Below are 21,022 nucleotides of genomic sequence, written 5' to 3' on the forward strand. Positions count from 1 at the left end.
TACATTCCGAACCCGGAAGCTAAGCCTCACAGCGCCGATGGTACTGCAGGGGGGACCCTGTGGGAGAGTAGGACGCCGCCGAACAAATTTTGAGAGAGAGCCCCAACTCCGGGTAGTTACCCGCGAGTTGGGGCTCTTTCGTGTTCAGGCCAGAGTCATGTTCATGTCGTCCAGGGTCTTCCCGGGAGACAACCGTACGTGTCACCGTCGTGACTCATGGTCCTCAGACGCAGAAACAGACGCCGTGTTGTCACTGTGCTGGCAGGTACCGCCGCGCTCGTCACGGGAGCCGCCGTTGCCCTCGCCGCCGCCGGCGGCCAGGACGCCCCAGGACCGAGGGCCGACGGGACCGCCATCACTCCCGTCGGCTACAAGGTCACGCCGGCCGGCCACCAGACCCAGCTGGGCAATCTCCCCCTCAATGCCGTGCTCTCGCCTGACAGGAGCATGCTCTTAGTGAGCAATGCCGGGCAGGGCACCCAGTCCCTCCAGGTGGTCGACCCCGAGAATTCGGAGGTCGTGCAGACCATCTCGTATCCGAGCCCCCAGGCCGTGTTCACCGGGCTCGCCTTCAGTCCCGACGGGAAGCGTGCCTACGCCAGCGGGGGTGGGCGCGAGATCATCCACACGTACGACGTGAGCAATGGGCGGCTGACCGAGACCAGTCCCATCAAGCTGCCCACGAAGAACCCCGAGGGTCAGTCCGTGAACATGTATCCGGCCGGGATCGCCGTCACACCCGACGGGAAACGGCTGGTCGTCGCGGACCGGCTCGCGGACGCCACCACCGTGGTGAATCTGGACGACGGGTCCATGGCGACCACGGCCGTCGGGCATGCGCCGTACGCCGTGGCCCTCGCCGCGGACGGGAAGACCGCCTTCGTCACCAACCAGGGTGGCGACACGGTCAGCGTGCTCGACATCAGCGGGTCTGCGCCCGTGCAGCAGACGGCCGTCAAGGTGGGGACGCATCCCAACGCCGTCATCACGGACGCGGACCACAACACCCTCTACGTTGCCAACGGGGACAGTGACCAGGTCAGTGTCGTCGACGTGGGCACGCGGAAGGTGACGCGGACGATCGGGCTCGCGCCGTACGAGAACGCGCCCGTCGGCAGCAACCCCGACGCGCTCGCGCTGTCCGAGGACGGGCGGCGGCTCTACGTCGCCAACTCCGGGAACAACGACATCGCTGTCGTCGACCTCGCGAAGGGGCGTCCGTCGGCGCTCATCCCGACCGCCTGGTACCCGACCGCGGTCGTCCCGCATGACGGCAAACTGTTCGTGACGAACGCCAAGGGACTCGGCGCCGGGCCCAACAACGGCCCCGGGTATCCGAATCCGACGTCCACCGCGCCCGGCTCGCCCGACCAGTACTCGGGTTCGATGATCAAGGGCACCCTGTCGACCATCCCGCTGAGGGTCGATCAGGACCAGATGCGGCGGTGGACGCGGACCGTCGTCGCGAACAACGGGTTCGAGGACGGGGACAGCCCGCGGGCCACCGGTGCCGTCGTGCCGCGCAGGGTCGGTGAGCGGACTCCGATCAAGCACGTCATCTACGTCGTCAAGGAGAACCGGACCTACGACCAGGAGTTCGGCTCGTTGGAGAAGGGGAACGGCGACGCCTCGCTCAACCTCTTCGGGGAGGATGTCGCGCCCAACGCGCGTACTCTGCAGCGGAAGTTCGTCAACCTCGACAACTTCTACGCCGACGCCGAGGTGAGCGCTCAGGGCTGGAACTGGACGGTCGCGGCCAACTCCAACCCGTACAGCGAGCAGGGGTGGCCCGCGAACTACTCGGGGCGCAACCACAACTACCCCTCCGAGAACGGCAACCCGGCGATCGCGCCCAACAAGGACCCCGAACACGCCTACATATGGCAGCGGCTCCACGACAAGGGTGTCACGTTCAGGAACTACGGGTTCTATGCCAACGCGAACGCGAACGGCAAGGCCGTCGCCGAGGATCCCGTGCTCAATGCGGGGACCGACCCCGACTACCTGCCGTACAACCTCAGTTGCCCGGACTCGGCCGGCAGCTTCACGCCCCGGAGCGCGGCCTGTGGCGGTCCGCGGATCGAGGAGTGGAAGAGGGAGTTCGCACAGTACGAGGCGAACGGCAACCTGCCCGCCTTCGAGATGGTGCGGCTGCCGAGTGACCACACCTCCGGGACCAAGGCCGGCATGCCGACCCCGCAGGCCTACGTCGCCGACAACGACTGGGCGCTCGGACAGCTCGTCGACGCCGTCTCGCACTCGAGGTTCTGGAAGTCGACCGCGATCTTCGTGACCGAGGACGACGCGCAGAACGGGCCGGACCACGTCGACGCGCACCGGACGATTTCCCAGGTCATCAGCCCGTACTCGCGCACCGGCAGGGTCGACTCGACCTTCTACAGCACCGCCTCCATGGTGCGAACGATCGAGCTGCTGCTGGGGCTCGCGCCCATGACGCAGTTCGATGCGTACGCCACCCCGATGGTGAACTCCTTCACGGGTCGGCCGGATACGACCCCGTACGACGCCGTGAAGCCGACCACCGACCTCAGCGCGGTGAACTCGGTCAACGCGCCGTTGGCCGGTGTGTCGGAGAAGCAGAACCTCACCAAGGAGGACCAGATCGACGAGCGGACCTTCAACGAAGCGATCTGGAAGAGCGTGCGTGGCGCCAAGTCCGTGATGCCGGAGCCGCGGCACGACCTCTACGGTGCCATCCCCAACGACCAGGCCGCGAAGCTCGACGACGACGACTGACGGCGGCGGCCAGGTCGATGACTGACGGCGGAGGCTAGAAGGTCACCTCCGCCGTCTCCACGGTCCCGCCCCGGCGGCCGGGTGCGCTCTGGAATCTCCAGTAGAGGTTCGTGTGGGCGACCACCTGCTCCGGGGCGGGAGCGCCGTACGCGGTGAGGTCCTCCGTGGTGTGGGCGTCGGCGACCAGCGTCGCGTCGTAGCCGCGGACGAGCGCGCCGTGCAGCGTGGAGCGGACGCACGCGTCGGTCTGGGCGCCCGTGACGACGACCCGGCCCACCCCGCGCGCCGCCAGGACGGACTCCAGGTCGGTGTCCTCGAAGGAGTCCCCGTAGTTCTTGTGGACGAGGGGCTCGGCGTCGCGGCGCTCCAGCTCCGGCACGAACTCCCAGCTCTCGCTCCCGCGCTTGAGCTGGTCGTCGCTGTGCTGGATCCAGATCACCGGTACGTCCTCGGCGCGGGCCCTGTCGATCAGGGTGTTGATGTTGGCGATCACGTCGTCGCGGTTGTGGGAGCCTTCCACCACGCCGTTCTGGACGTCGATGACGAGCAACGCGCTGTTCGGGCGGTCGGGCAGTGTCGTCATGAGTAACCCCCTGAGATCCCTGAGATCTCTCAGATCATCGTGTGCCGCCCACATTAATCCGAGGCACTGACAACGGCACCGGCGTTACGTTGGCCCGCATGGACCTCAGAACCCGTGACGACTACGTCATACGTGCCATCCGCCCCGACGAGTGGCCCGAGGTGAAGCGGCTGCGTCTGGACGCGCTGCGGGATCCGGCCGCGCCGATCGCCTTCATGGAGTCCTACGAGGAGGCCGTGACCGAGCCCGACTCCTTCTGGCAGGGCCGGGCGACGAGGTCGGGCGAAGGCGCGCGCGGGGTGCGGCAGTTCATCACCGAGGCGCCGGACGGGACCTGGGCCGCGACCGTCACCATGGTGATGGAGGAGGCCGGGACGACGGACTGGGCGGGGTCGCCGGTGGAGGTGACGCAGGGGCACGTCGTCGGGGTGTTCGTGCGTCCGGAGCACCGCGGGCGCGGGTTGCTGGAGGCGCTGTGCGAGGCGGCCCTGGAGTGGGCCTGGGAGCGCGGGGCGCAGCGGGTACGGCTGCTGGTGCACGAGGACAACGGGCGGGCCCAGGCGGCGTACCGCAAGGCGGGGTTCGTGCCGAGCGGGGTCGTCGTGGACCTCGTCGCCTACCAGGGGCAGCGGGAGCTGGAGTTCGTCGTCGGACGCGGGTGACCGGCGTCCATCGGGAGGGGATGTCCGACGTCCACCGGTAGGGGACGACCGGCGTGGATCGGAAGGGGGCGACCGGCGTACCTGAGCCCGACCTCCCTCGCTACGCCGGGAGTTCGTGGTGCGGCCAGCGGGACCGGGCCTGTTCGCGGGAGCGGAGGAGGGCCAGGGTCGGCAGGCCTCGGGCCGCTCCGGAGGACAGCAGGTCCGGGAGCTGGGGGAGCGGGGCCACGGCGGCGATGTCGTCGAGGACGAGGGTGAATGGTGGGTCGAGCCGACCGCCGGATGACCGTTCGGCCATGCGGCGGCCGCGCTCGACCACGCTTGAGACGAGGGCCGTAAGGAGGGGCATCGCGCCGGGGTTCGCCCTGGGGTCCTCGATGGATTCTCCGACCACATAGAGCGTGCCCCCTTCGGTGACGAAGGAATCCAAGGCGAGTGCATCAGTTCGGTTCGGCGTGCAGGCCTCGCGGATGTTGACCGTGAACAGGGCGGACAGCGCACGTCCGGTCAACTCCTGTGAGATGTCACGGCGTTCGGGATGGGACGTGAGGGCGGCCTCCAGCTCGCCCGCGGCGCCGGGGGCGGCCTTGGGGTGCGTACGGAGGATGCGTACCGCCTCCTGGACCTGGGTGCCCTGGGCCCAGCGATGGACGTGGCGGATGGTCCGGCCGTCTATGGCGGCGGCGTGCAGATAGCTCCGCAGGAGCGTTTCGGCGGTGTCGCTCACCGCCTGGTCCAGCCGGGCGGTCGGCCGGACCGGCGTCAGCAGGGCGATCGCTCTCGCCATCGCCGTCCGTCTGTCCTCGCAGCCCGCGATGGGGGACCAGTGGATACGGGCCGGGGTGTCGCAGCGGTGGGCCGGGTCGTAGAGGAGGGTGGGGCCCAGCTTGGCTCTGGCGTCCTTGGTCTCCGCCCAGAGGGCGGGGCTGGACGTGACGACCAGGACGGGGCCTTCAGCGTCCCGGACGGCGCGGGCCGCGGTCGCCTGCCGGCCCTCCCTCGGGGCGACGAGGATCTTCTCCCAAGGGTGGGCGAGCGAGGGGGCGGGAGCGGTGGCTTCCCGGACGACGTCCGCCCGCTCCGGCTCCGGCTCCGACTCCACCGCCGGCCCCGGCCCCGCACCCAGCCCCGTTTCGGGCTGCAGCTCCTTGCGCGGCACCGGAACCTCGTACGCCTCGTGCTGTGCGTATGCCTCGTACAGCTCGCGTGGCTCGTGCTGCGTGTCCTGCCCGTGCTGCGTGTCCTGCTCGTGCGGCTCATACTGCTCGTGCCGCGGCTGATGGGCGAGCTTCCGCCGCACCCGCCCCGCCCGCCACCGGGCCACGGTCCCCATCACGAACACGGTGAGGACGACCAGCACCATCAACTGCCCGACGAACAGCCCCCAGAACAGTCCGTACCCCGACAGCTGCCCCGACGAGGTGTCGGGCCAGGCGCCGGCGATGTCGTGCGGTTCGCCGATGAGGTGCCGCATGGCCAGCGGCGTACGGGCGAAGGTGACGCCGGCCGGCCAGGCGCCCCGGTCGAACCAGCCCGCGAGGCCCGTGGCCGTCCACACCAGCAGGGTCATGCCCAGCAGGAAGCCGAGCAGGCCGACCAGCAGGCCGTCGGGGACGCCGCCCTGACCGCCCCGCTCGCCCGGGTCCTCCCGGCGGCGGTCCCGCGCCTCGGGTGCGGGGCCCATCTCAGGCCACCGTCGACTCGGAGGACCCGTAGCCGTACCCGTCCGGGTCGCCGAGGTGCTGCTCCACGAAGGCCGCCGCCCGCTCCTCCGCCTCGACCTCGGCGGCGTGCAGCGCGTCGTCGGAGGCGAGCCGGTCGCTGGACGACTCGGTCATGGCGCGGTCGGTGAAGACCAGGGGGCGTTCGGTCTCGGTGACCAGGTGCTTGACCACCTGGACGTTGCCGTTGACGTCCCAGACGGCGATGCCGGGGGTGAGCGTCGGGATGATCTCCACCGCCCACCGGGGCAGGCCCAGCACCTGGCCGGTGGCGCGCGCCTCGTCGGCCTTCTGGGCGTAGATGGTCCGGGTGGAGGCCATCTTGAGGATCGCCGCCGCCTCCTTCGCGGCCGCGCCGTCCACGACGTCGGACAGGTGGTGAACGACCGCGACGAACGACAGACCGAGCCGCCGCCCGAACTTCAGCAGCCGCTGGAACAGCTGTGCCACGAAAGGGCTGTTGATGATGTGCCAGGCCTCCTCGACCAGGAAGATGCGCTTCTTCCGGTCGGGGCGGATCCAGGTGTGCTCCAGCCACACGCCGACGATCGCCATGAGGATCGGCATGGCGATGGAGTTGCGGTCGATGTGGCTGAGGTCGAAGACGATCAGCGGGGCGTCCAGGTCGATGCCGACGGTCGTCGGCCCGTCGAACATGCCCCGCAGGTCACCGTCGACCAGCCGGTCGAGGACCAGCGCGACGTCGAGTCCCCAGGCCCGTACGTCGTCTATGGCGACGTTCATCGCCTCGGCCGACTCCGGCTCGGGGTGCCGTAGCTGCTCGACGATGTCGGTGAGGACCGGCTGGCGCTCGACGATCGTCTCGTTGACGTACGCGTGCGCCACCTTCAGCGCGAAGCCGGAGCGCTCGTCGAGGCCGTGCCCCAACGCCACCTCGATGATGGTCCGGAGCAGTGCGAGCTGGCCGGTCGTCGTGATCGAGGGGTCGAGCGGGTTGAGCCGGATTCCGTGGTTCAGGGCGGCCGCCGGGTCCAGCCGGATCGGCGTTATCCCCAGCTCCTCGGCGATGAGGTTCCACTCGCCGACGCCGTCCTCGCCCTGCGCGTCCAGGACGACGACCTGGCGGTCGCGGAAGCGCAACTGCCGTAGGACGTACGTCTTTTCCAGGGCCGACTTGCCGTTCCCGGACTCGCCGAGGACCAGCCAGTGCGGGGCGGGCAGCTGCTGGCCGTACAGCTGGAAGGGGTCGTAGATGTAGCCCTTGCCGGAGTAGACCTCGCGGCCGATGATGACGCCGGAGTCGCCGAGGCCGGGGGCGGCGGTGGGCAGATAGACCGCCTGGGCCTGGCCGGTGGAGGTGCGCACCGGCAGCCGGGTCGTCTCGACGGCCCCGAAGAGGAAGGACGTGAAGGCGTCCGTGACGACGGACAGCGGGTCCTTCATCAGCGCATCAACCCCTACCTGCGGATTCCGGTGGCGAACGGCAGCGTGTTCACGAAGGCCCGGTGGTGCTCGCGGTCGCACCACTCCAGCTTCAGATACGACTTTCCGGCCGACGCTCTGATCGTCCGCTTGTCGCGGGCCAGGGCCTCCGGGGAGCGGGAGGAGACGGTGATGTAGCCGACGAGGTTGACGCCGGCCGCGCCGCTCGCCAGGTCCTCGCCGCGCTGGTCGAGGCGGTTGTGGGCGGCGATGTCGCGCGGGTCGACGGTGCGGTTCATCTTGGCGGCGCGGCTGGCCTCGGCCTCGTCGTTGGTCTTCTCGGTCAGCATGCGCTCGATGGCGATCTCGGTGGGTTCGAGGTCCATCGTGACGGCGACGGTCCGGATGACGTCCGGGGTGTGGACGAGGAGCGGCGCGAGGAAGTTGACGCCCACCGGGGTCATGGGCCACTCCTTCACCCAGGCCGTGGAGTGGCACCAGGGTGCGCGGGTGCTGGACTCGCGGGTCTTGGCCTTGAGGTGGGTGGGGTCCATGGCGTCGAGCTCGGCCGGCCAGGCGTTACGTTTCGACATCGCCTGGATGTGGTCGATCGGGTGGTCCGGGTCGTACATGGAGTGGACGAGCGAGGCGAGCCGGCCCTGCCCGAGCGGCTGGCGTACGCGGATGTCCGCCTCCTGCAGCCGCGAGCAGATGTCGGTCAGCTCGCGCGCCATGACGACGGCGAGTCCGGCGTCCCGGTCGACCTTCCGGCCCGCCTGGGGCCGGGCGGCCCGCGCCATGGCATGTGCCTCGGCGGCCAGTTCGCGCGTGAAGTGCATGCAGGCGACGAGATAGGCGCGGTGCTGCTCGCTGCTGGTCGACACCATGGACTGGAGCTGGTCGTACGACCGTGACAGCCAATGAGGCGCCTTCTCGTCCCCGCGCAGCGCGACGTCCTTGGCGTGGGCGTCCGGGTCGGCGGGCAGCGTACGCGCGAGCATCTGCAGCCGGGTGACGAAGCCGTCGCCGTTGGCCACGTGCTTCAGCAGCGTGCCGAACCGGTCGACCAGCGCCTCCTGGTCCTCGGAGTCACGCAGCCCGACGCCGGGCCCCTCGATCTCGATGGCCGCGGTGACGGTCTTGCGGTCCGCGTGCAGCAGTACGGCGATCTCGTCCGGCCCGAAGGGAGCGGCGAGCCAGGTGATGCGCCCGATGCCGGGCGGCGGCCCGATCTCGACCTCGCGCCCGTCGAGCCGGGTGCCCGCCTCCATCGCACCGCTGCGGTAGAGGGTGCCCTGGCGCAGAGTGCGCTTGTAACTGCGGTTGATCTCGAACCACTTGTAGAACGTACGGCGCTTGTACGGCACGTACACGGCTGCCAGTGCCAGCAGCGGAAAGCCCGTCAGCAGCACGATGCGCAGCGACAGGACGGGGACCAGGAGCCCGCACATCATGCCGAGGAACGCGCCACCGATGATGAGCGCGATCTCGCCGGACTCACGGTTCCGGCCGATGATCGCGTTCGGCCGGGCGCGGCCGATGAGATACGTACGGCGGGGCGTGACCGGATGGGACAGGTGGGACTGGGTCGTCAACGCCCTTCACCTCCCGAGCGTTTACTGGTGCTGCTGTTACGGGTGTTGCTGGCATGCGGGGTGTTCACCGGGCTGCTCGCCGGGCTGGGTGAGCGCGGTGCGGGTGCGGCGGAGGGGACAGTTCCGCCGCCACCGGCGTTGGGGGTGCGGGTGCTGTGCGCGGCGACTCCGCCGGTGGCGGGGTTGGCCGGGCGGGGCGCGCTGGAGCCGCCGCCCGCCTGACCGCCGCCTGCGTTGCTGTCGGCGCGGGTGCTGTGAGTCTTGATGCCCTGCGCGACCATGGTCGCCGGCGAGCTGATGACCGCGGCGGCCTTGCCCTCGGCGCCCTGCATGATGCGGTTGTTGCGGGAACCGGCGATCTCGTCGCCGAAGCCCGGCACGAAGCGGTAGATCATCGCGCTGGCGAAGATGGCCAGCAGGATGATGGCGAGGCCCGAGACGACGGCGGAGAAGGCACCCGGCCCGTCGTCGGCGGACAGCGCCCCCGCGAGGCCGAGCACGATGACGATCACGGGCTTGACCAGGATGACCGCGATCATGATCCCGGCCCAGCGGCGGACGTGCCCCCAGAGGTTCTTGTCGACCAGCCCCGCGTAGGCGACGGTGCCGAGGAGGGCGCCGACGTAGAGCAGGGCGGCCCGGATGACGAGCTCCAGCCACAGGATTCCCGCGGCGAGGACGCTGACGAGCGACACGACGATCAACATGATCGGCCCGCCGCCGATGTCCTCCCCCTTCTTCAGGGCACCGGAGAAGGTCCCGAAGAAGACGTCTGTCTGATCCCCGGTGACATTCGCGAGGACTTCGGTGACACCGTCGGTGGCCGACACGACGGTGTACAGGATCAGCGGCGTGAAGGCGGAGGCCAGCACGGTCAGCCACAGAAACCCGACGGCTTCCCCGAAGGCGGTGGTGAGGGGAACGCCCCGCACGGCCCGCTTGGCCACGGCCAGCAGCCACAGCAGCAGGGTGAGGATCGTCGACGCCGCGAAGACGACCGCGTACTGCTGGAGGAACTTGCCGTTGGTGAAGTCGACGTTCGCCGTCTCCTTCACGGCCTCACTGAGCTTGTCGACGGTCCATGAGGCAGCCTCGGCACATCCCTTGGCCAGGGCCGAGAGGGGGTCGAGGGTGGGGGTCAGGGGGTCGGTGGGGGTGGTGCCTGAGCCCTTGGCGCCAGTTCCTTGGTCGCAGTACTTCCTGGCCGGACCGGCGATCAGTGAGCAGGGGTCGTCGCTCGGTGACGGTTTGGGGGCGGCGAACGCGCGGGTGGCCAGGAGTACGGCGGTTGTTTGTACAGCGGCCACGAGACCGGTGAGCTTGAGCGCGCGGTGCTGGTTAACGGGCATAAGTGAACCCTCCGAACTCCCTTACCGCCTTGCTGATCTCATCGGCTCCGGACACGGGGTTGTCACCGGTGACAGGCGTCGGACCGGTCTTCTGGCTGGATCCGAGGACCTTCCAGTCGCCACCGCTCCACTTCAGCTTCATGGTCACGGTGAACCAGCTGCTGGTCACCGGGTTGGTCGAGTTGTTCCCCGCGATCCCGAAGAGGCCGCTGCACCAGACCTCGACGGTGGCCGTGCTGTCACTGAAGGACGTGACCTTGGTACCGGCAGGCAGAGTGCGATTGACGAACGTGTTGCCCGCGGGCGCGCTGCCGTTGTCTTTGAGGCCGATCTTCTTCAGGAAGTCCGCCGAGTAGTCGGCATCGAAGCCGGACTGGAGGCTGTTGACGGTGCTGGGGTCGGCGACGGTCTGCACGATCTGGTGTCGTCTGGAGGGGTTGAACATGCCGTCAGAGCCCAGCGCACTTGCGTAATTGGCCGCCGCGCTCTCCGCCCCCTGCCGGCTATGAGCGAACCCCGTAGGAATCCCGCCACTCTTCGACGCCACCGGCCGCTCGCCGCTCGGCGCCGTGGCCGAGGCCGCCGGCTTGTCTCCGGTGCCGTCGGCCGAAGAGGCATCGCCCCCGCCGCCACGGTTCGCGAACGCGATCGCGGCGATCAGGAGGACGACCACGCCGACGACCGTGACCAGGCTCCGGGAGGACGAGCGGCCGCCCCGGCGGGCCCCGCCGTAGGGGTCGCTGTCCGGCAGCCGGGTGCGGGTCGACCCGGTCGTGTCGCCGTAACCTCCGGAGGACCCGTGTTCGTCTCCGAGACTCATGCCGCGTACGCCCCCTTGATGTCGTACAGGAACACCTCGTAACGGATCGCGTTGAAGTACGACGGTAGCCGTGCTGGTTCGCGTGCGGGCGTGGTGTGGTGACTCGACATCAGGAAACGCAACCTCAGCCGGTGGGCACGACGGGCGGGTGGGTAGGGGACCGGGCGCGCCCGGAGAGAAAAGGGGCTGCTTATACGGCCATGCCGTACACGATGGTGAACAGTGTGCCGAGTGAGCCGATGATGAAGACGCCCGTCAGGCCGGCGATGATGAGGCCCTTGCCCTGCTCGGCGCTGAAGGTGTCCCGGAGGGCCGTCGCGCCGATACGTTGCTTCGCCGCGCCCCAGACCGCGATGCCGAGGCAGAGCAGGATGGCCACGGCCATCACCACCTCGATCATCACCTTCGCCTCGTTGCCCAGGCTGCCGAAGGGGCCCCAGTCCGGAGCGATCCCGCCGATGATGGTGTTGATGTCTCCCTTGTCGGCTGCAAAGAGCATGTAAGTCACCGCCCCTGGTGGGTAGTTCCGCAGTCCCCTGCGGTGTGCAGAGGCCAGGCCTCATTCTCGCCGACAATGCCGCTGTCGTATGTCGACTTGGCGTCATTGATTGGCGGGTTTCGTACGTGTGGCGCGCACGGTGACTCTGTGTATCACGGCAGGTCACGCCGGGCAACGAGGCCTGAGCGGAACCTGTCGTGCGGTTGCTTCGTTGACTCTTTTTCGGCCTGGAACGGTTTCTGACGGGCGGTCGGGTGAGACGCCGGGACGATGGTCCCGATCGTCTCTGTGACGGCAGGGATCTCCGGCGGCCGGAGGGGGGCCGCTCATGTCACCGTCCAGGGTCCGGACTTGGCGGTCGACGGGATCGCCGGACCGCATCGTCGACGTCCGTTCAGAGATCGAGGACCGCGCGTAGAGCCTCGTCGATGCGCGCGATCGCGTCGGGCCCGATGTTTCCCAGGTGTGTTCCGTCGTCGAAGTGCGCGGTTTTGAGCTGAACGAGATTGAGGGCCACGGCGACGGCCTCGACCGGAGCGTTCAGGTGGACGGACATGATGGTGTCCGGATAGGCGCCGGGCGGATGCAGGACGATGGCCAGACAAGCCCCGAACGCCTCGTCGAGCCCGTCGAGGCTGACGACACACACGGTGCGTTCACCCTGGGCGCCCTTGACCTGCCAGATGTCCCCCTTGTTCACCACGCGTCGCCCTCGCCGTCCAGATCCGGCCGGTAACCGGCTGCGGCCAGCTGCTTCGCTGCGTCCAGTGTGATCTGGCGCCGGACGAGACGGTCTATGTACGCGGACACGTTGCCCTCGGGGGCGTGAGCGCGAACGTAACCGGCAGATGCGTCCGAGAGTGAGACGGTGATCTTCGTGGTCATACTGGAATCATACTCGGGTCATACCGCACCGGAAGGCGTTTCACCCTGTCCGGGCCGCGGGTTCACGGTCCGGCGGCGTGGCCACGTCACGGGGTCTGCCTCCATTGCTGTTCGAAGAGGATCTGCTCGGCGATGGTGGCCAGCAATGCGCGGGGTGCCTCGTGGAAGGTCTGGATGCGGTCGGCGTGGGTGAGACGCGCGTAGGGCGTGAGGCGGTAGACGAGGAAGCCGCCCGTGTCGCGGCACATCCCGGAGGGCCAGGTGTCGGGTCGGGCGCCGTTGATGCCCGAGGAGCCAGCCGCCCGGTTCGATCTGCTCACGGACCCGGGTGAGCGCTTCGAAGCAGTCGTCTCCGCTGCCGGTCACCTGGCCCCAGGGACCGTCGGCGGTGACGGTGTAGTGGTAGTTCTCTCCGCCCCAGTGCAGGACGACTGCGGCCTGCTGGTCGCCGTTGTAGGCGAGCACGTCGAAACGGTGGGGAATCAAGCGGCTCATTCGCCGGCGCCCTGCACGAAGTGGTCGAACTCGCCTGCCTGTACGCCGAGTACGAAGGCGTCCCACTTACGGCGGTTGGTCGTGACCACGTTGTCCGGGTCGCTGGTCTCGCGGAGGTAGACGGGCGCCTCGCCGCCCTCCACCCTCACCGCGGAGTTGCTAGCCGACGCCCATCTCCACGCCGACGGCGTCCACGCCCTCCGTCTGAGACCAGGGAAAGGGGAAGCCCCCGCCGTCGAGGCGAGGGCTTCCTGTGTGCGGTGTGCTCGATGCGCGCTGAGGGTCGTCAACCCCGATGGACGTCGCGGAACTTGAGGCCCTTGCCCGTCTTGGCGTACGTCGTCTTCGCGGCCAGGGAGCCGCAGTTCGACCCCGCGTTGAAGGTCTGCCAGTTGCCGATGACGCCGCCCCACTCGACGCAGACGCCGCGCGCGTATTTGTAGACCGGGCCCGCGTAGGACGTGTAGTTGCCTTCGTCGATCGCTGCGCTCGACTCCGGGTCGCCGACCTTGTTGAGGTAGGCGGCCATGTAGATGGGGCTGCCGGTGGTGTTGCGCTTCGTCACGACGCAGTTCTTGCCCGTGCTGGAGTTGTAGGTCAGGTAGACCGTGCCCACGTTCGCGATCGGTGCCGAGTTCACCACGACGTAGCCGGAGCCGCAGACTCCGTTGTACGTGGCTGCCGAGGCGGTGGGGGCCGACGCCATCAGGCCGGCTCCCGCCGTGGCGACGGTGACGACTGTGGCTGTCAGGGTTCTCAGTGCGGCACGCTTCATGTGCATCCTCGATCCATGTGTCGATCGGCTCTGGGACGGAGTTGCTGGCGCCACAAGGTGAGACCGCCGACGGGCGCTTCTGGTTGTATGCGGGGGTCCGACTTGTTTGATGCCGTGTCAGGCGATCATGGGGTGATTGTCCAGTGAAATGGCGCCACTCTCCGTCGAAATGGCCTTGAACAGGGCCGACATGGGGGAGAGTTGAGCCGTGCGGAAAGTTTGGGTGGTCGGCGGAGCCGCGGTCGGGCTCGGGCTGAGCTTTGTCATGCTGCTCGTCGTCGGGGTGTACCTCGTCGCCGGGAATCTGGCGGGCGGCCTCGGCGGCGGCACGGTCGGGCTGGCCAAGGGCGCCGTGCCCGCGGCGTACAAGACGCTCGTGCAGAGGTGGGGCAACCTGTGCTCCGCCCTCAACCCCGCGCTGCTCGCCGCCCAGTTGTACCAGGAGAGCGGCTGGGACCCGACGGTCGTCAGCCCGGCCGACGCGCGCGGCATCGCCCAGTTCATCCCCGGCACCTGGGCGACGCACGGTATCGACGGCAACGGCGACGGCCGGCGCGACATCTGGGATCCGAATGACGCGATTCCATCGGCCGCTTCGTACGACTGTGAGCTCGCGAAGTACGTCAAGGACGTGCCCGGCGACACCTCCGACAACATGCTTGCCGCCTACAACGCGGGCGCGTACCGCGTCATAAGGGCGGGCGGGGTTCCGTCCATCAGCGAGACCCGGAACTACGTCAAGACGATCCGCACCCTGGCGAAGAGCTTCGCCGCTCCCGTCACCCGGGTCGACCCCAGCCGGCAGGCGGCCGCCGCCATCTCGTACGCCCAGCACAAGCTCGGCACGCCCTACCTGTGGGGCGGTACCGGCACGGCTGACCAGGGCGGACGCTTCGACTGCTCGGGGCTGACGCAGGCCGCGTACCGGAATGTGGGGGTCACGCTTCCCCGGGTCGCCAACGACCAGTACAACGCCGGGCCGCACCCGTCGCGCAGCGAGCTGCTGCCCGGCGACCTCGTGTTCTTCTCGGACGACCTCACCGACTCCCGTGCCATCCGGCACGTGGGGATCTACGTGGGCGGCGGGTACATGATCGACGCGCCCAGGACGGGTGCCGTGATCCGGTTCGACCCGATCGACACCCCCGACTACTTCGGGGCCACCCGGGTCACCGAAGATGGCGCGAAAGCGCTGCCCACATCGGTCTGAATCGCCGGTGAACCCGGCCCTGAGCTGGGGCGATGGGTCTCTCTTCGATAACGTCTGCGTGATCGTTCGGTTGAGTGTGGAACGTATTGATGGGGAGCGTGCGTTCCTGTTGACGTAGGCGAGCTGACGACCACTCGGTCGAAGCGGATCTACGCCACGGGGGTAAGCAGCAGTGACGCACGTGAGGTGCGTCCGGAACAACGACGAAGGGGCCGCAGCACGATGGCTGTACTCGCCGAATCCGGATCGAACCCCGACGTCGAACTGCTCTACGACATCAATGGACTCGCCAAGGAAGCGCCGCACTGGTTCGACCGGATCATGGAGTTCGTCGGTGAGTACGGGCTCGTGCTCGCCCTCGTGCTGCTGGTGCTGTGGTGCTGGTGGTCCGTGCGGCGGAGCGCCGGCAGCGGCTCCGACAGCGGGGACCAGGCCGCGTCGTCCGTCGCCGCGCTCGTGTGGGCGCCGCTGGCCGCCGCCGTCGCCGTACTCGTCAACGTGCCCATACGGGGTTTCGTCGAGCGGCCGCGGCCCTTTCGTGACCACCAGGGGCTCGACGTTCTTGTCTCCGGCAAGACCGACTACTCGTTTGTGAGCGATCACGCGACGATCACCATGGCCCTGGGGGTCGGGTTGTTCATCGCCAACCGGAAGTTCGGGATCGCCGGGATCGGGCTGGCGCTGCTCGAAGGGTTCTGCCGCGTGTACATGGGCGTGCACTATCCGACGGACGTCGTCGGTGGGTTCGCGCTCGGTACGGCCGTGGTGCTGCTGCTGGCTCCGGGCGCCATGGCGCTGCTGACGCCGGTGACGAAGGCGGTGGGGCGGTCGTCGTGGGGCGCGTGGCTGATCCGGCGGAGGTCGTCGGCGGGGGAGGCGCTGGTTCCGGGGGCGCGGACGCCTGCGGCGGCCGAGGAGCGGGATCTTGCCGCGTAGGTCTGTCGAGGCCTGGTGCCCGCAGCCGCGCGGCGGCGGGCTATAACCCCTGCGGGTACGTGAAGAAGCGTTCCGGGTCGTACTGCGTCTTCACCTGCTTCAGGCGCGTCGCCGCCTCTCCGAAGTACGCCGAGCGCCAGTCGGTCAGCGTCGGGTCCGTGTAGTTCTGGTACGCCGCACCGGAGGCGTACGGCTTCATCGCGGTGTGGGAACGCGTCAGCCAGGACTGGGCCGCCGAGCCCGACATGCCTGCCCGCCAGGACGCCAGGTACTGCGCCAGCATGCGCGAGCGGCGGTGGACGAAGGCCGTCGCCGTGGGGGAGACGCGGTTGATCGCGCCGCCCAGGGCCGTGAGGGCGATGCTGCCCGCGCCGCCCTGGACGGAGCTGATCTGCCGCAGCAGTGTCTGGATGCCGGCGGCCGAGAGGGAGTGGTCGAAGAAGTCCGAGCGGGCCGTGTACGTCTCGCGGCCCAGGGCGCCCCGGGTGGAGCGGCCGGGTGTGGCGCCGGGGAGGTGGCACTGGGCGGACGTCGAGAAGGACGAGCAGCCGGCGTATATCTCCATCGCCTCCTCGTAGCCCCGGCGGTGCAGTGACACGCTCGCCGCGTTCGCGCCGATCATGTGCGCCAAGTGGTCCACCGCGTTCTGGAGTTCGCCGTACGTGCCCAGGGAGAACGCGGAGACCGAAACCGTGGGTGTGCCGCCCGCCGCGTTCGCCAGGTGCAGGGACGACCAGATCTCGTCCGGCTGCGCGGGCCCCCACTCCTGCCAGGCCTTCACCACCGCGGCGGCCTTCGCCCACGGCCAGGTGAGGTAGGCGGTCACGGCCTGGGGCGCGGGGTGGGTGCGGAAGTGGAGTTCCGTGACGACGCCGAAGTTGCCGTTGCCCGCGCCGCGCAGCGCCCAGAAGAGGTCCTGGTGGGTCGTCGCGTTCGCGGTCAGGGAGGTGCCGTCCGCCGTGACCAGGGTGGCCTGGGTGAGGCTGTCGCAGGTCAGGCCGTAGGCGCGGGAGACCACTCCGTGGCCGCCGCCGAGGACCAGGCCGGAGATGCCGACGGTGGGGCAGGAGCCGGCCGGTATCGTCGCGCCCTTCGCGGCCAGCGCCCGGTAGACGTCGATCAGCTTGGCGCCCGCGCCGACCACCGCCTGGCCGCCGCGGACCCTGATCCGGTTCAGCTTGGAGACGTCGACGATGAGGCGGCCGTCCCCGGAGGACCAACCCGCGTACGAATGGCCGCCGTTGCGTATCGCCACGCGGATGCCGTGGGCGTGGGCGTACGCCAGCGTCGTACGGATGTCGTCCGCGTGGGAGACATAGGCCACCGCTGCGGGCTTCAGTCCGTCGAAGCGGGTGTTGTAGAGGAGGCGGGCCGTCTTCCAGGCCGCGTCGCCGGGGCGGACCAGTGTGCCGTCCAAGTCCCGTGCCAGGGCTGACCAGTTGGCGGCCGCCGTGGCGGCGGTCGTCTTCAGCGGGGTGCGGGAGTGCGCGGCCGTGTGCGGTGTGCTGCCGGACAGGCTTGCCCCTGAGCGGGCGGCCGGCCTCTTGTCCGGGCCTGCCTCGCAGGCCGTCAGCACGGTTGCCGTCAGGGCGGCCGCGCCGCCCGAGATGAACGAACGCCGTTCCATGTGCGTGCCTTTCGTCGCCCGTCGTGCTTTCGTCGGCCTCGTGGAACGAGACGACGCCCTGGGGGTCGGGGTTCCACGGCCGTCGCACACCTGCGGGTTCCACGGGCGTCGCATGCATGTACGGACAGGGGCGGTTGCGTGTACGGACACGCCCGTCGTCGGAACCTCCGCGTGCTCTCACCGTGAGCATTCCGTGACCTCACCGGGCCGATGGCAGGGGTTCACTCCCCGTTCATTTACGGCCTTCGGCGGCTTCACCTCATCTGCCTAATTTCGGCCTTACCCGGTGCGGTGTGCGGCCCCAAACGCATACGTGCACCAAGACGACTCCGCACGCCGCCGAAGGTGGCGGCTCCTGGAAGGAACTCCGAAAGTGATGCTTCAGCGCAAGAACCGGCTGCGCGCCCTTTCCCTCGGTGCTGTCGCCGTCTCCGGCGCCCTGGCCCTGACGGCGTGCGGCACGGATGACACGGGCAAGTCGGCCGGCGGCTCGACGGCCGCCAAGGCCAGCTCGGTCAAGTGCGACAACGCCAAGGGCCAGCTGCTCGCCGACGGCTCGTCCGCGCAGAAGAACGCCATCGACGCCTGGGTGAAGCAGTTCTCGCAGGCCTGTGGCGTGCAGATCAACTACAAGGGCGGCGGCTCGGGTGCGGGCGTGACCGCGTTCAACCAGGGCCAGGTCGCCTTCGCCGGCTCCGACTCCGCGCTGAAGCCGGAAGAGGTCGCCGCCTCCAAGAAGATCTGCAAGGGCGGCCAGGGCATCGACCTGCCCATGGTCGGCGGCCCGATCGCCGTCGGCTACAACGTCCCGGGTGTCGACAACCTGGTCCTGGACGCGCCGACCCTCGCCAAGATCTTCGACAGCAAGATCACCAACTGGAACGACCCGGCGATCAAGAAGCTGAACCCGTCGGCGAAGCTGCCCAACCTCAAGATCCAGGCGTTCCACCGCTCCGAGGACTCCGGCACCACGGACAACTTCACCAAGTACCTGAAGGCCACGGCCGACTGGAAGTACTCCGGCGGCAAGGCCTGGCAGGCCAAGGGCGGCCAGGCGGCCTCCGGCTCCGCCGGTGTGGCCCAGGGCGTCAAGCAGAACAAGGGCGCCATCGGCTACTTCGAGCTGTCCTACGCCAAGGACATGAGCACCGTCGCCATCAACACGGGCGCCAAGACCCCGGTCAAGCCGTCCGTCGAGAGCGCCACCGCCGACATCGCCGCCGCGAAGGTCGTCGGCACCGGCAAGGACCTGTCGCTGGACCTCGACTACAAGACCAAGGCCGAGGGCGCCTACCCGATCACCCTGGTCACGTACGAGATCGCCTGCGACAAGGGCAACAAGCCGGACACCCTGCCGGCCACCAAGGCCTTCCTCAACTACATCGCGAGCGAGGACGGCCAGAAGGTCCTGTCGGAGAACGACTACGCGCCGATCCCGGCCGAGATCATCGCCAAGGTCCGCACCAACATCGCCGGCCTGAGCTGACCTGATCCGAGTGCGGCCCGGTCCCGGCCACGGGCCGGGCCGCATCGTCCGGTGCACCGCCGCCCGGAGCCGTACGCCCCCTGACGGGCGTAGGACTCCACCGAGCCGCCCACCCCGTGGCTCAGCAGACCGGAGAACCCGATGGACATGAAGACGCAGACAACCGACGCACCACCCCCCACCCCCCAGCCGACCGAGCAGAAGCGCGCGGCCCGTGGCGCGACCCGCCCCGGTGACCGCATCTTCCTGGGGCTGTCCCGCGGCTCGGGCATCCTGCTGCTGGTGATCATGGCCGCGATCGCGGTCTTCCTCGCCTACCGCGCCTCCCTCGCGATCCAGCAGGACCACGGCAACTTCCTGACCACCTTCGAGTGGAACACCAACCTCACGCCGCCGGTCTTCGGTATCGCGGTGCTGGCCTTCGGCACGGTCGTCTCCTCGATCATCGCCATGGCCCTCGCGGTCCCGGTCGCCGTCGCGATCGCGCTGTTCCTCACGCACTACGCCCCGCGCAAGCTGAGCGGTCCGGTCGCCTACGTGATCGACCTGCTCGCCGCCGTGCCGTCCATCGTGTACGGCCTGTGGGGCGCCCTGATCCTCGTCCCGCACATGCAGGGCCTCTACGGCTGGCTGAACACCTACCTCGGCTGGACCGGCGTCTTCTCCTGGGACGGCGGCGCCCCGCGCGCCATGCTGACCGTCGGCATCCTGCTCGCGATCATGATCCTGCCGATCATCACCAACGTGAGCCGTGAGGTCTTCCGCCAGGTCCCGCGGATGCACGAGGAGGCCGCGCTGGCCCTCGGCGCCACCCGCTGGGAGGTCGTCCGCATGTCGGTGCTGCCCTTCGGCCGCTCCGGCGTGATCTCCGCGTCGATGCTCGGCCTCGGCCGTGCGCTCGGCGAGACGATGGCCGTCGCCACCGTGCTCTCCCCGAGCTACGACATCCAGGCCAGCCTGCTCAACCCGGGCGGCGGCACCTTCGCCCAGAACATCGCCAGCAAGTTCGGTGAGGCCACCGACCAGGGCCGCGACGCACTGATCGCCTCCGGTCTGGTCCTCTTCGTCATCACCCTGCTGGTCAACGGCGCGGCCCGCGCGATCATCGCCCGCCGCAAGGAGTACTCGGGGGCCAACGCATGAGCACCGCAGCCGTCACCGACAAGCGCGCCGGCACGCTGCGCGGCGCCCGCCTGCCGAAGTTCTCCTCCTGGTTCATCGCCGCCGGTGCGATCGCCGCCGCGGTCGGCATCGGCAAGGGAGTCCACCTCGACAGCAAGGTCCAGTGGGGCCTGATCGCCGCGCTCCTCTTCGTCCTCTTCACGTACGGCATCGGTGCCGTCGTCGAGGGCCGCCGTCAGGCCAAGGACCGCGTCGTCACCTCCCTCGTCTGGGTGGCCTTCCTGCTCGCCGTGATCCCGCTGGTCTCCCTGATCTGGGTGACCGTCGCGCGCGGCGTGAAGGTCCTCGACCCCTACTTCCTGACCCACTCCATGGGAGTCGTCGCCGACTCCGAGCCGGGCGGCGGCATCTACCACGCCATCCTCGGCAGCCTGGAGCAGGTCGGCCTCGCCACCGTGATCGGGGCGCCGATCGGCATCCTCACCGCGATCTACCTGGTGGAGTACGGCCGGGGCAAGCTCGCCAAGGCCGTCACGTTCTTCGTGGACGTGATGACCGGTATCCCGTCGATCGTCGCGGGTCTGTTCATCCTCAGCCTGATGCTGATCCTCAAGCTGCAGCCGTTCGGCTTCGCCGGCTCGCTGGCCCTGGCCATCCTGATGATGCCGGTGGTCGTGCGCTCCACGGAGGAGATGCTCAAGCTCGTTCCGAACGAGCTGCGCGAGGCGTCGCTGGCGCTGGGTGTGCCCAAGTGGCGGACGATCCTGAAGGTGGTCCTGCCGACCTCCATCGGCGGCATCACCACCGGCATCATGCTGGCCATCGCCCGTATCGCGGGCGAGACCGCGCCGGTGCTGCTGCTGGTGTTCGGCAACTCGTTCATCAACGCCAACCCGTTCGACGGGGCGCAGTCGTCGCTGCCGCTGTACATCTACCAGCAGTACGCGCAGAGCGCGGGTGCCAACGCGGCGTACGACCGCGCGTGGGCGGCGTCGCTCACGCTGATCGCCTTCGTGATGATCCTCAACCTGGTGGCTCGCGGCATCGCCCGCTGGAAGGCCCCGAAGACCGGTCGCTGACGCGGCCACACAGCGACCGAGCTTGAATTTCTGGAAGT

The 21,022-nt window shown here is 69.0% G+C and carries 19 protein-coding genes, 1 rRNA gene and 1 pseudogene; 8 read left to right on the forward strand and 13 right to left on the reverse strand.

Translation table 11 applies throughout. The features are described 5' to 3' along the window. Together rrf and ABZ910_RS28750 are read left to right on the forward strand one after the other, a co-directional pair. Nucleotides 1-84, forward strand: a 5S ribosomal RNA gene (gene rrf, locus ABZ910_RS28745); the annotation flags it as partial. 171 nt (nucleotides 85-255) lie between these two features. Beyond that, complete coding sequence (locus tag ABZ910_RS28750) at nucleotides 256-2,757, forward strand: beta-propeller fold lactonase family protein (RefSeq protein ID WP_361370320.1); 2,502 nt, start codon at nucleotides 256-258, stop codon at nucleotides 2,755-2,757. A 34-nt stretch (nucleotides 2,758-2,791) separates the two neighbouring features. Here ABZ910_RS28750 and ABZ910_RS28755 read toward each other — a convergent pair whose 3' ends face one another. Further along, nucleotides 2,792-3,340 carry a cysteine hydrolase family protein gene (locus tag ABZ910_RS28755; protein ID WP_361370322.1) on the reverse strand — a complete coding sequence of 183 codons (549 nt, stop codon included), beginning with the start codon at nucleotides 3,338-3,340 and terminating at the stop codon, nucleotides 2,792-2,794. 98 nt (nucleotides 3,341-3,438) lie between these two features. Here ABZ910_RS28755 and ABZ910_RS28760 point away from each other — a divergent pair, with 98 nt between their 5' ends. Then, complete coding sequence (locus tag ABZ910_RS28760; RefSeq protein WP_361370325.1) at nucleotides 3,439-4,002, forward strand: GNAT family N-acetyltransferase; 564 nt, start codon at nucleotides 3,439-3,441, stop codon at nucleotides 4,000-4,002. Between the two features lie 100 nt (nucleotides 4,003-4,102). Here the strand turns inward: ABZ910_RS28760 and ABZ910_RS28765 are convergent, their stop codons facing one another. The 11 genes and pseudogenes from ABZ910_RS28765 to ABZ910_RS28815 all read right to left on the reverse strand — a co-directional run bounded on the left by ABZ910_RS28765 (nucleotide 4,103) and on the right by ABZ910_RS28815 (nucleotide 13,509). Continuing rightward, nucleotides 4,103-5,686 (reverse strand): type IV secretory system conjugative DNA transfer family protein, encoded by a 1,584-nt coding sequence (locus tag ABZ910_RS28765; RefSeq protein WP_361370328.1) that lies wholly within the window; start codon nucleotides 5,684-5,686, stop codon nucleotides 4,103-4,105. Nucleotide 5,687: 1 nt separating this feature from the next. Next, nucleotides 5,688-7,127, reverse strand: coding sequence for an ATP-binding protein (locus ABZ910_RS28770; RefSeq protein WP_361370331.1), 1,440 nt, complete (start codon nucleotides 7,125-7,127; stop codon nucleotides 5,688-5,690). A 14-nt stretch (nucleotides 7,128-7,141) separates the two neighbouring features. Beyond that, nucleotides 7,142-8,701, reverse strand: coding sequence for an SCO6880 family protein (locus ABZ910_RS28775; RefSeq protein ID WP_361370334.1), 1,560 nt, complete (start codon nucleotides 8,699-8,701; stop codon nucleotides 7,142-7,144). Beyond that, entirely contained in the window at nucleotides 8,698-10,050 is a 1,353-nt protein-coding gene (locus ABZ910_RS28780; RefSeq protein WP_361370337.1) for a hypothetical protein, read from the reverse strand. Before ABZ910_RS28780 ends, ABZ910_RS28775 begins: the two co-directional genes overlap by 4 nt. Further along, nucleotides 10,040-10,870: a hypothetical protein gene (locus tag ABZ910_RS28785; RefSeq protein WP_361370340.1), complete on the reverse strand. Its 831-nt coding sequence runs from the start codon at nucleotides 10,868-10,870 to the stop codon at nucleotides 10,040-10,042. The genes ABZ910_RS28780 and ABZ910_RS28785 overlap by 11 nt, the downstream gene beginning before the upstream one ends. Before the next feature lie 190 nt (nucleotides 10,871-11,060). Further along, entirely contained in the window at nucleotides 11,061-11,369 is a 309-nt protein-coding gene (locus tag ABZ910_RS28790) for a hypothetical protein (protein ID WP_014673544.1), read from the reverse strand. Nucleotides 11,370-11,763: 394 nt separating this feature from the next. Beyond that, the gene (locus ABZ910_RS28795; RefSeq protein WP_361370343.1) at nucleotides 11,764-12,072 is read right to left on the reverse strand and encodes a hypothetical protein; all 309 of its coding nucleotides are present in this window, start codon (nucleotides 12,070-12,072) and stop codon (nucleotides 11,764-11,766) included. After that, entirely contained in the window at nucleotides 12,066-12,254 is a 189-nt protein-coding gene (locus tag ABZ910_RS28800) for a toxin-antitoxin system HicB family antitoxin (protein ID WP_361370346.1), read from the reverse strand. Before ABZ910_RS28800 ends, ABZ910_RS28795 begins: the two co-directional genes overlap by 7 nt. Nucleotides 12,255-12,340: 86 nt before the next feature. Beyond that, a complete protein-coding gene (locus ABZ910_RS28805; RefSeq protein ID WP_361370349.1) occupies nucleotides 12,341-12,574 on the reverse strand; it encodes a hypothetical protein in 234 nt (77 codons plus the stop codon). A 171-nt stretch (nucleotides 12,575-12,745) separates the two neighbouring features. Continuing rightward, a pseudogene (locus ABZ910_RS28810) lies at nucleotides 12,746-12,880 on the reverse strand (DUF397 domain-containing protein); the annotation flags it as partial. A 155-nt stretch (nucleotides 12,881-13,035) separates the two neighbouring features. Continuing rightward, nucleotides 13,036-13,509 (reverse strand): spore-associated protein A, encoded by a 474-nt coding sequence (locus ABZ910_RS28815; protein WP_361370581.1) that lies wholly within the window; start codon nucleotides 13,507-13,509, stop codon nucleotides 13,036-13,038. Between the two features lie 223 nt (nucleotides 13,510-13,732). Here ABZ910_RS28815 and ABZ910_RS28820 point away from each other — a divergent pair, with 223 nt between their 5' ends. Further along, nucleotides 13,733-14,734 carry a bifunctional lytic transglycosylase/C40 family peptidase gene (locus ABZ910_RS28820; RefSeq protein ID WP_361370352.1) on the forward strand — a complete coding sequence of 334 codons (1,002 nt, stop codon included), beginning with the start codon at nucleotides 13,733-13,735 and terminating at the stop codon, nucleotides 14,732-14,734. A 222-nt stretch (nucleotides 14,735-14,956) separates the two neighbouring features. Continuing rightward, nucleotides 14,957-15,670: a phosphatase PAP2 family protein gene (locus tag ABZ910_RS28825; RefSeq protein WP_361370355.1), complete on the forward strand. Its 714-nt coding sequence runs from the start codon at nucleotides 14,957-14,959 to the stop codon at nucleotides 15,668-15,670. A 40-nt stretch (nucleotides 15,671-15,710) separates the two neighbouring features. Here ABZ910_RS28825 and ABZ910_RS28830 read toward each other — a convergent pair whose 3' ends face one another. Then, nucleotides 15,711-17,297, reverse strand: a complete 1,587-nt coding sequence (locus tag ABZ910_RS28830; protein ID WP_361370358.1) for an FAD-dependent oxidoreductase — start codon at nucleotides 17,295-17,297, stop codon at nucleotides 15,711-15,713. Nucleotides 17,298-17,670: 373 nt separating this feature from the next. Here ABZ910_RS28830 and pstS point away from each other — a divergent pair, with 373 nt between their 5' ends. From pstS to pstA, 3 genes are all read left to right on the forward strand, one after another. Continuing rightward, a complete protein-coding gene (pstS, locus tag ABZ910_RS28835; RefSeq protein WP_361370361.1) occupies nucleotides 17,671-18,783 on the forward strand; it encodes a phosphate ABC transporter substrate-binding protein PstS in 1,113 nt (370 codons plus the stop codon). A gap of 141 nt (nucleotides 18,784-18,924) precedes the next feature. Continuing rightward, nucleotides 18,925-19,926, forward strand: coding sequence for a phosphate ABC transporter permease subunit PstC (pstC, locus tag ABZ910_RS28840; RefSeq protein ID WP_361370364.1), 1,002 nt, complete (start codon nucleotides 18,925-18,927; stop codon nucleotides 19,924-19,926). Continuing rightward, nucleotides 19,923-20,984: a phosphate ABC transporter permease PstA gene (gene pstA / locus ABZ910_RS28845; RefSeq protein WP_361370367.1), complete on the forward strand. Its 1,062-nt coding sequence runs from the start codon at nucleotides 19,923-19,925 to the stop codon at nucleotides 20,982-20,984. Before pstC ends, pstA begins: the two co-directional genes overlap by 4 nt. Nucleotides 20,985-21,022: the final 38 nt, after the last annotated feature.

The sequence above is a fragment of the Streptomyces sp. NPDC046805 genome (genome assembly GCF_040645355.1).
Taxonomy (GTDB): Bacteria; Actinomycetota; Actinomycetes; order Streptomycetales; family Streptomycetaceae; genus Streptomyces.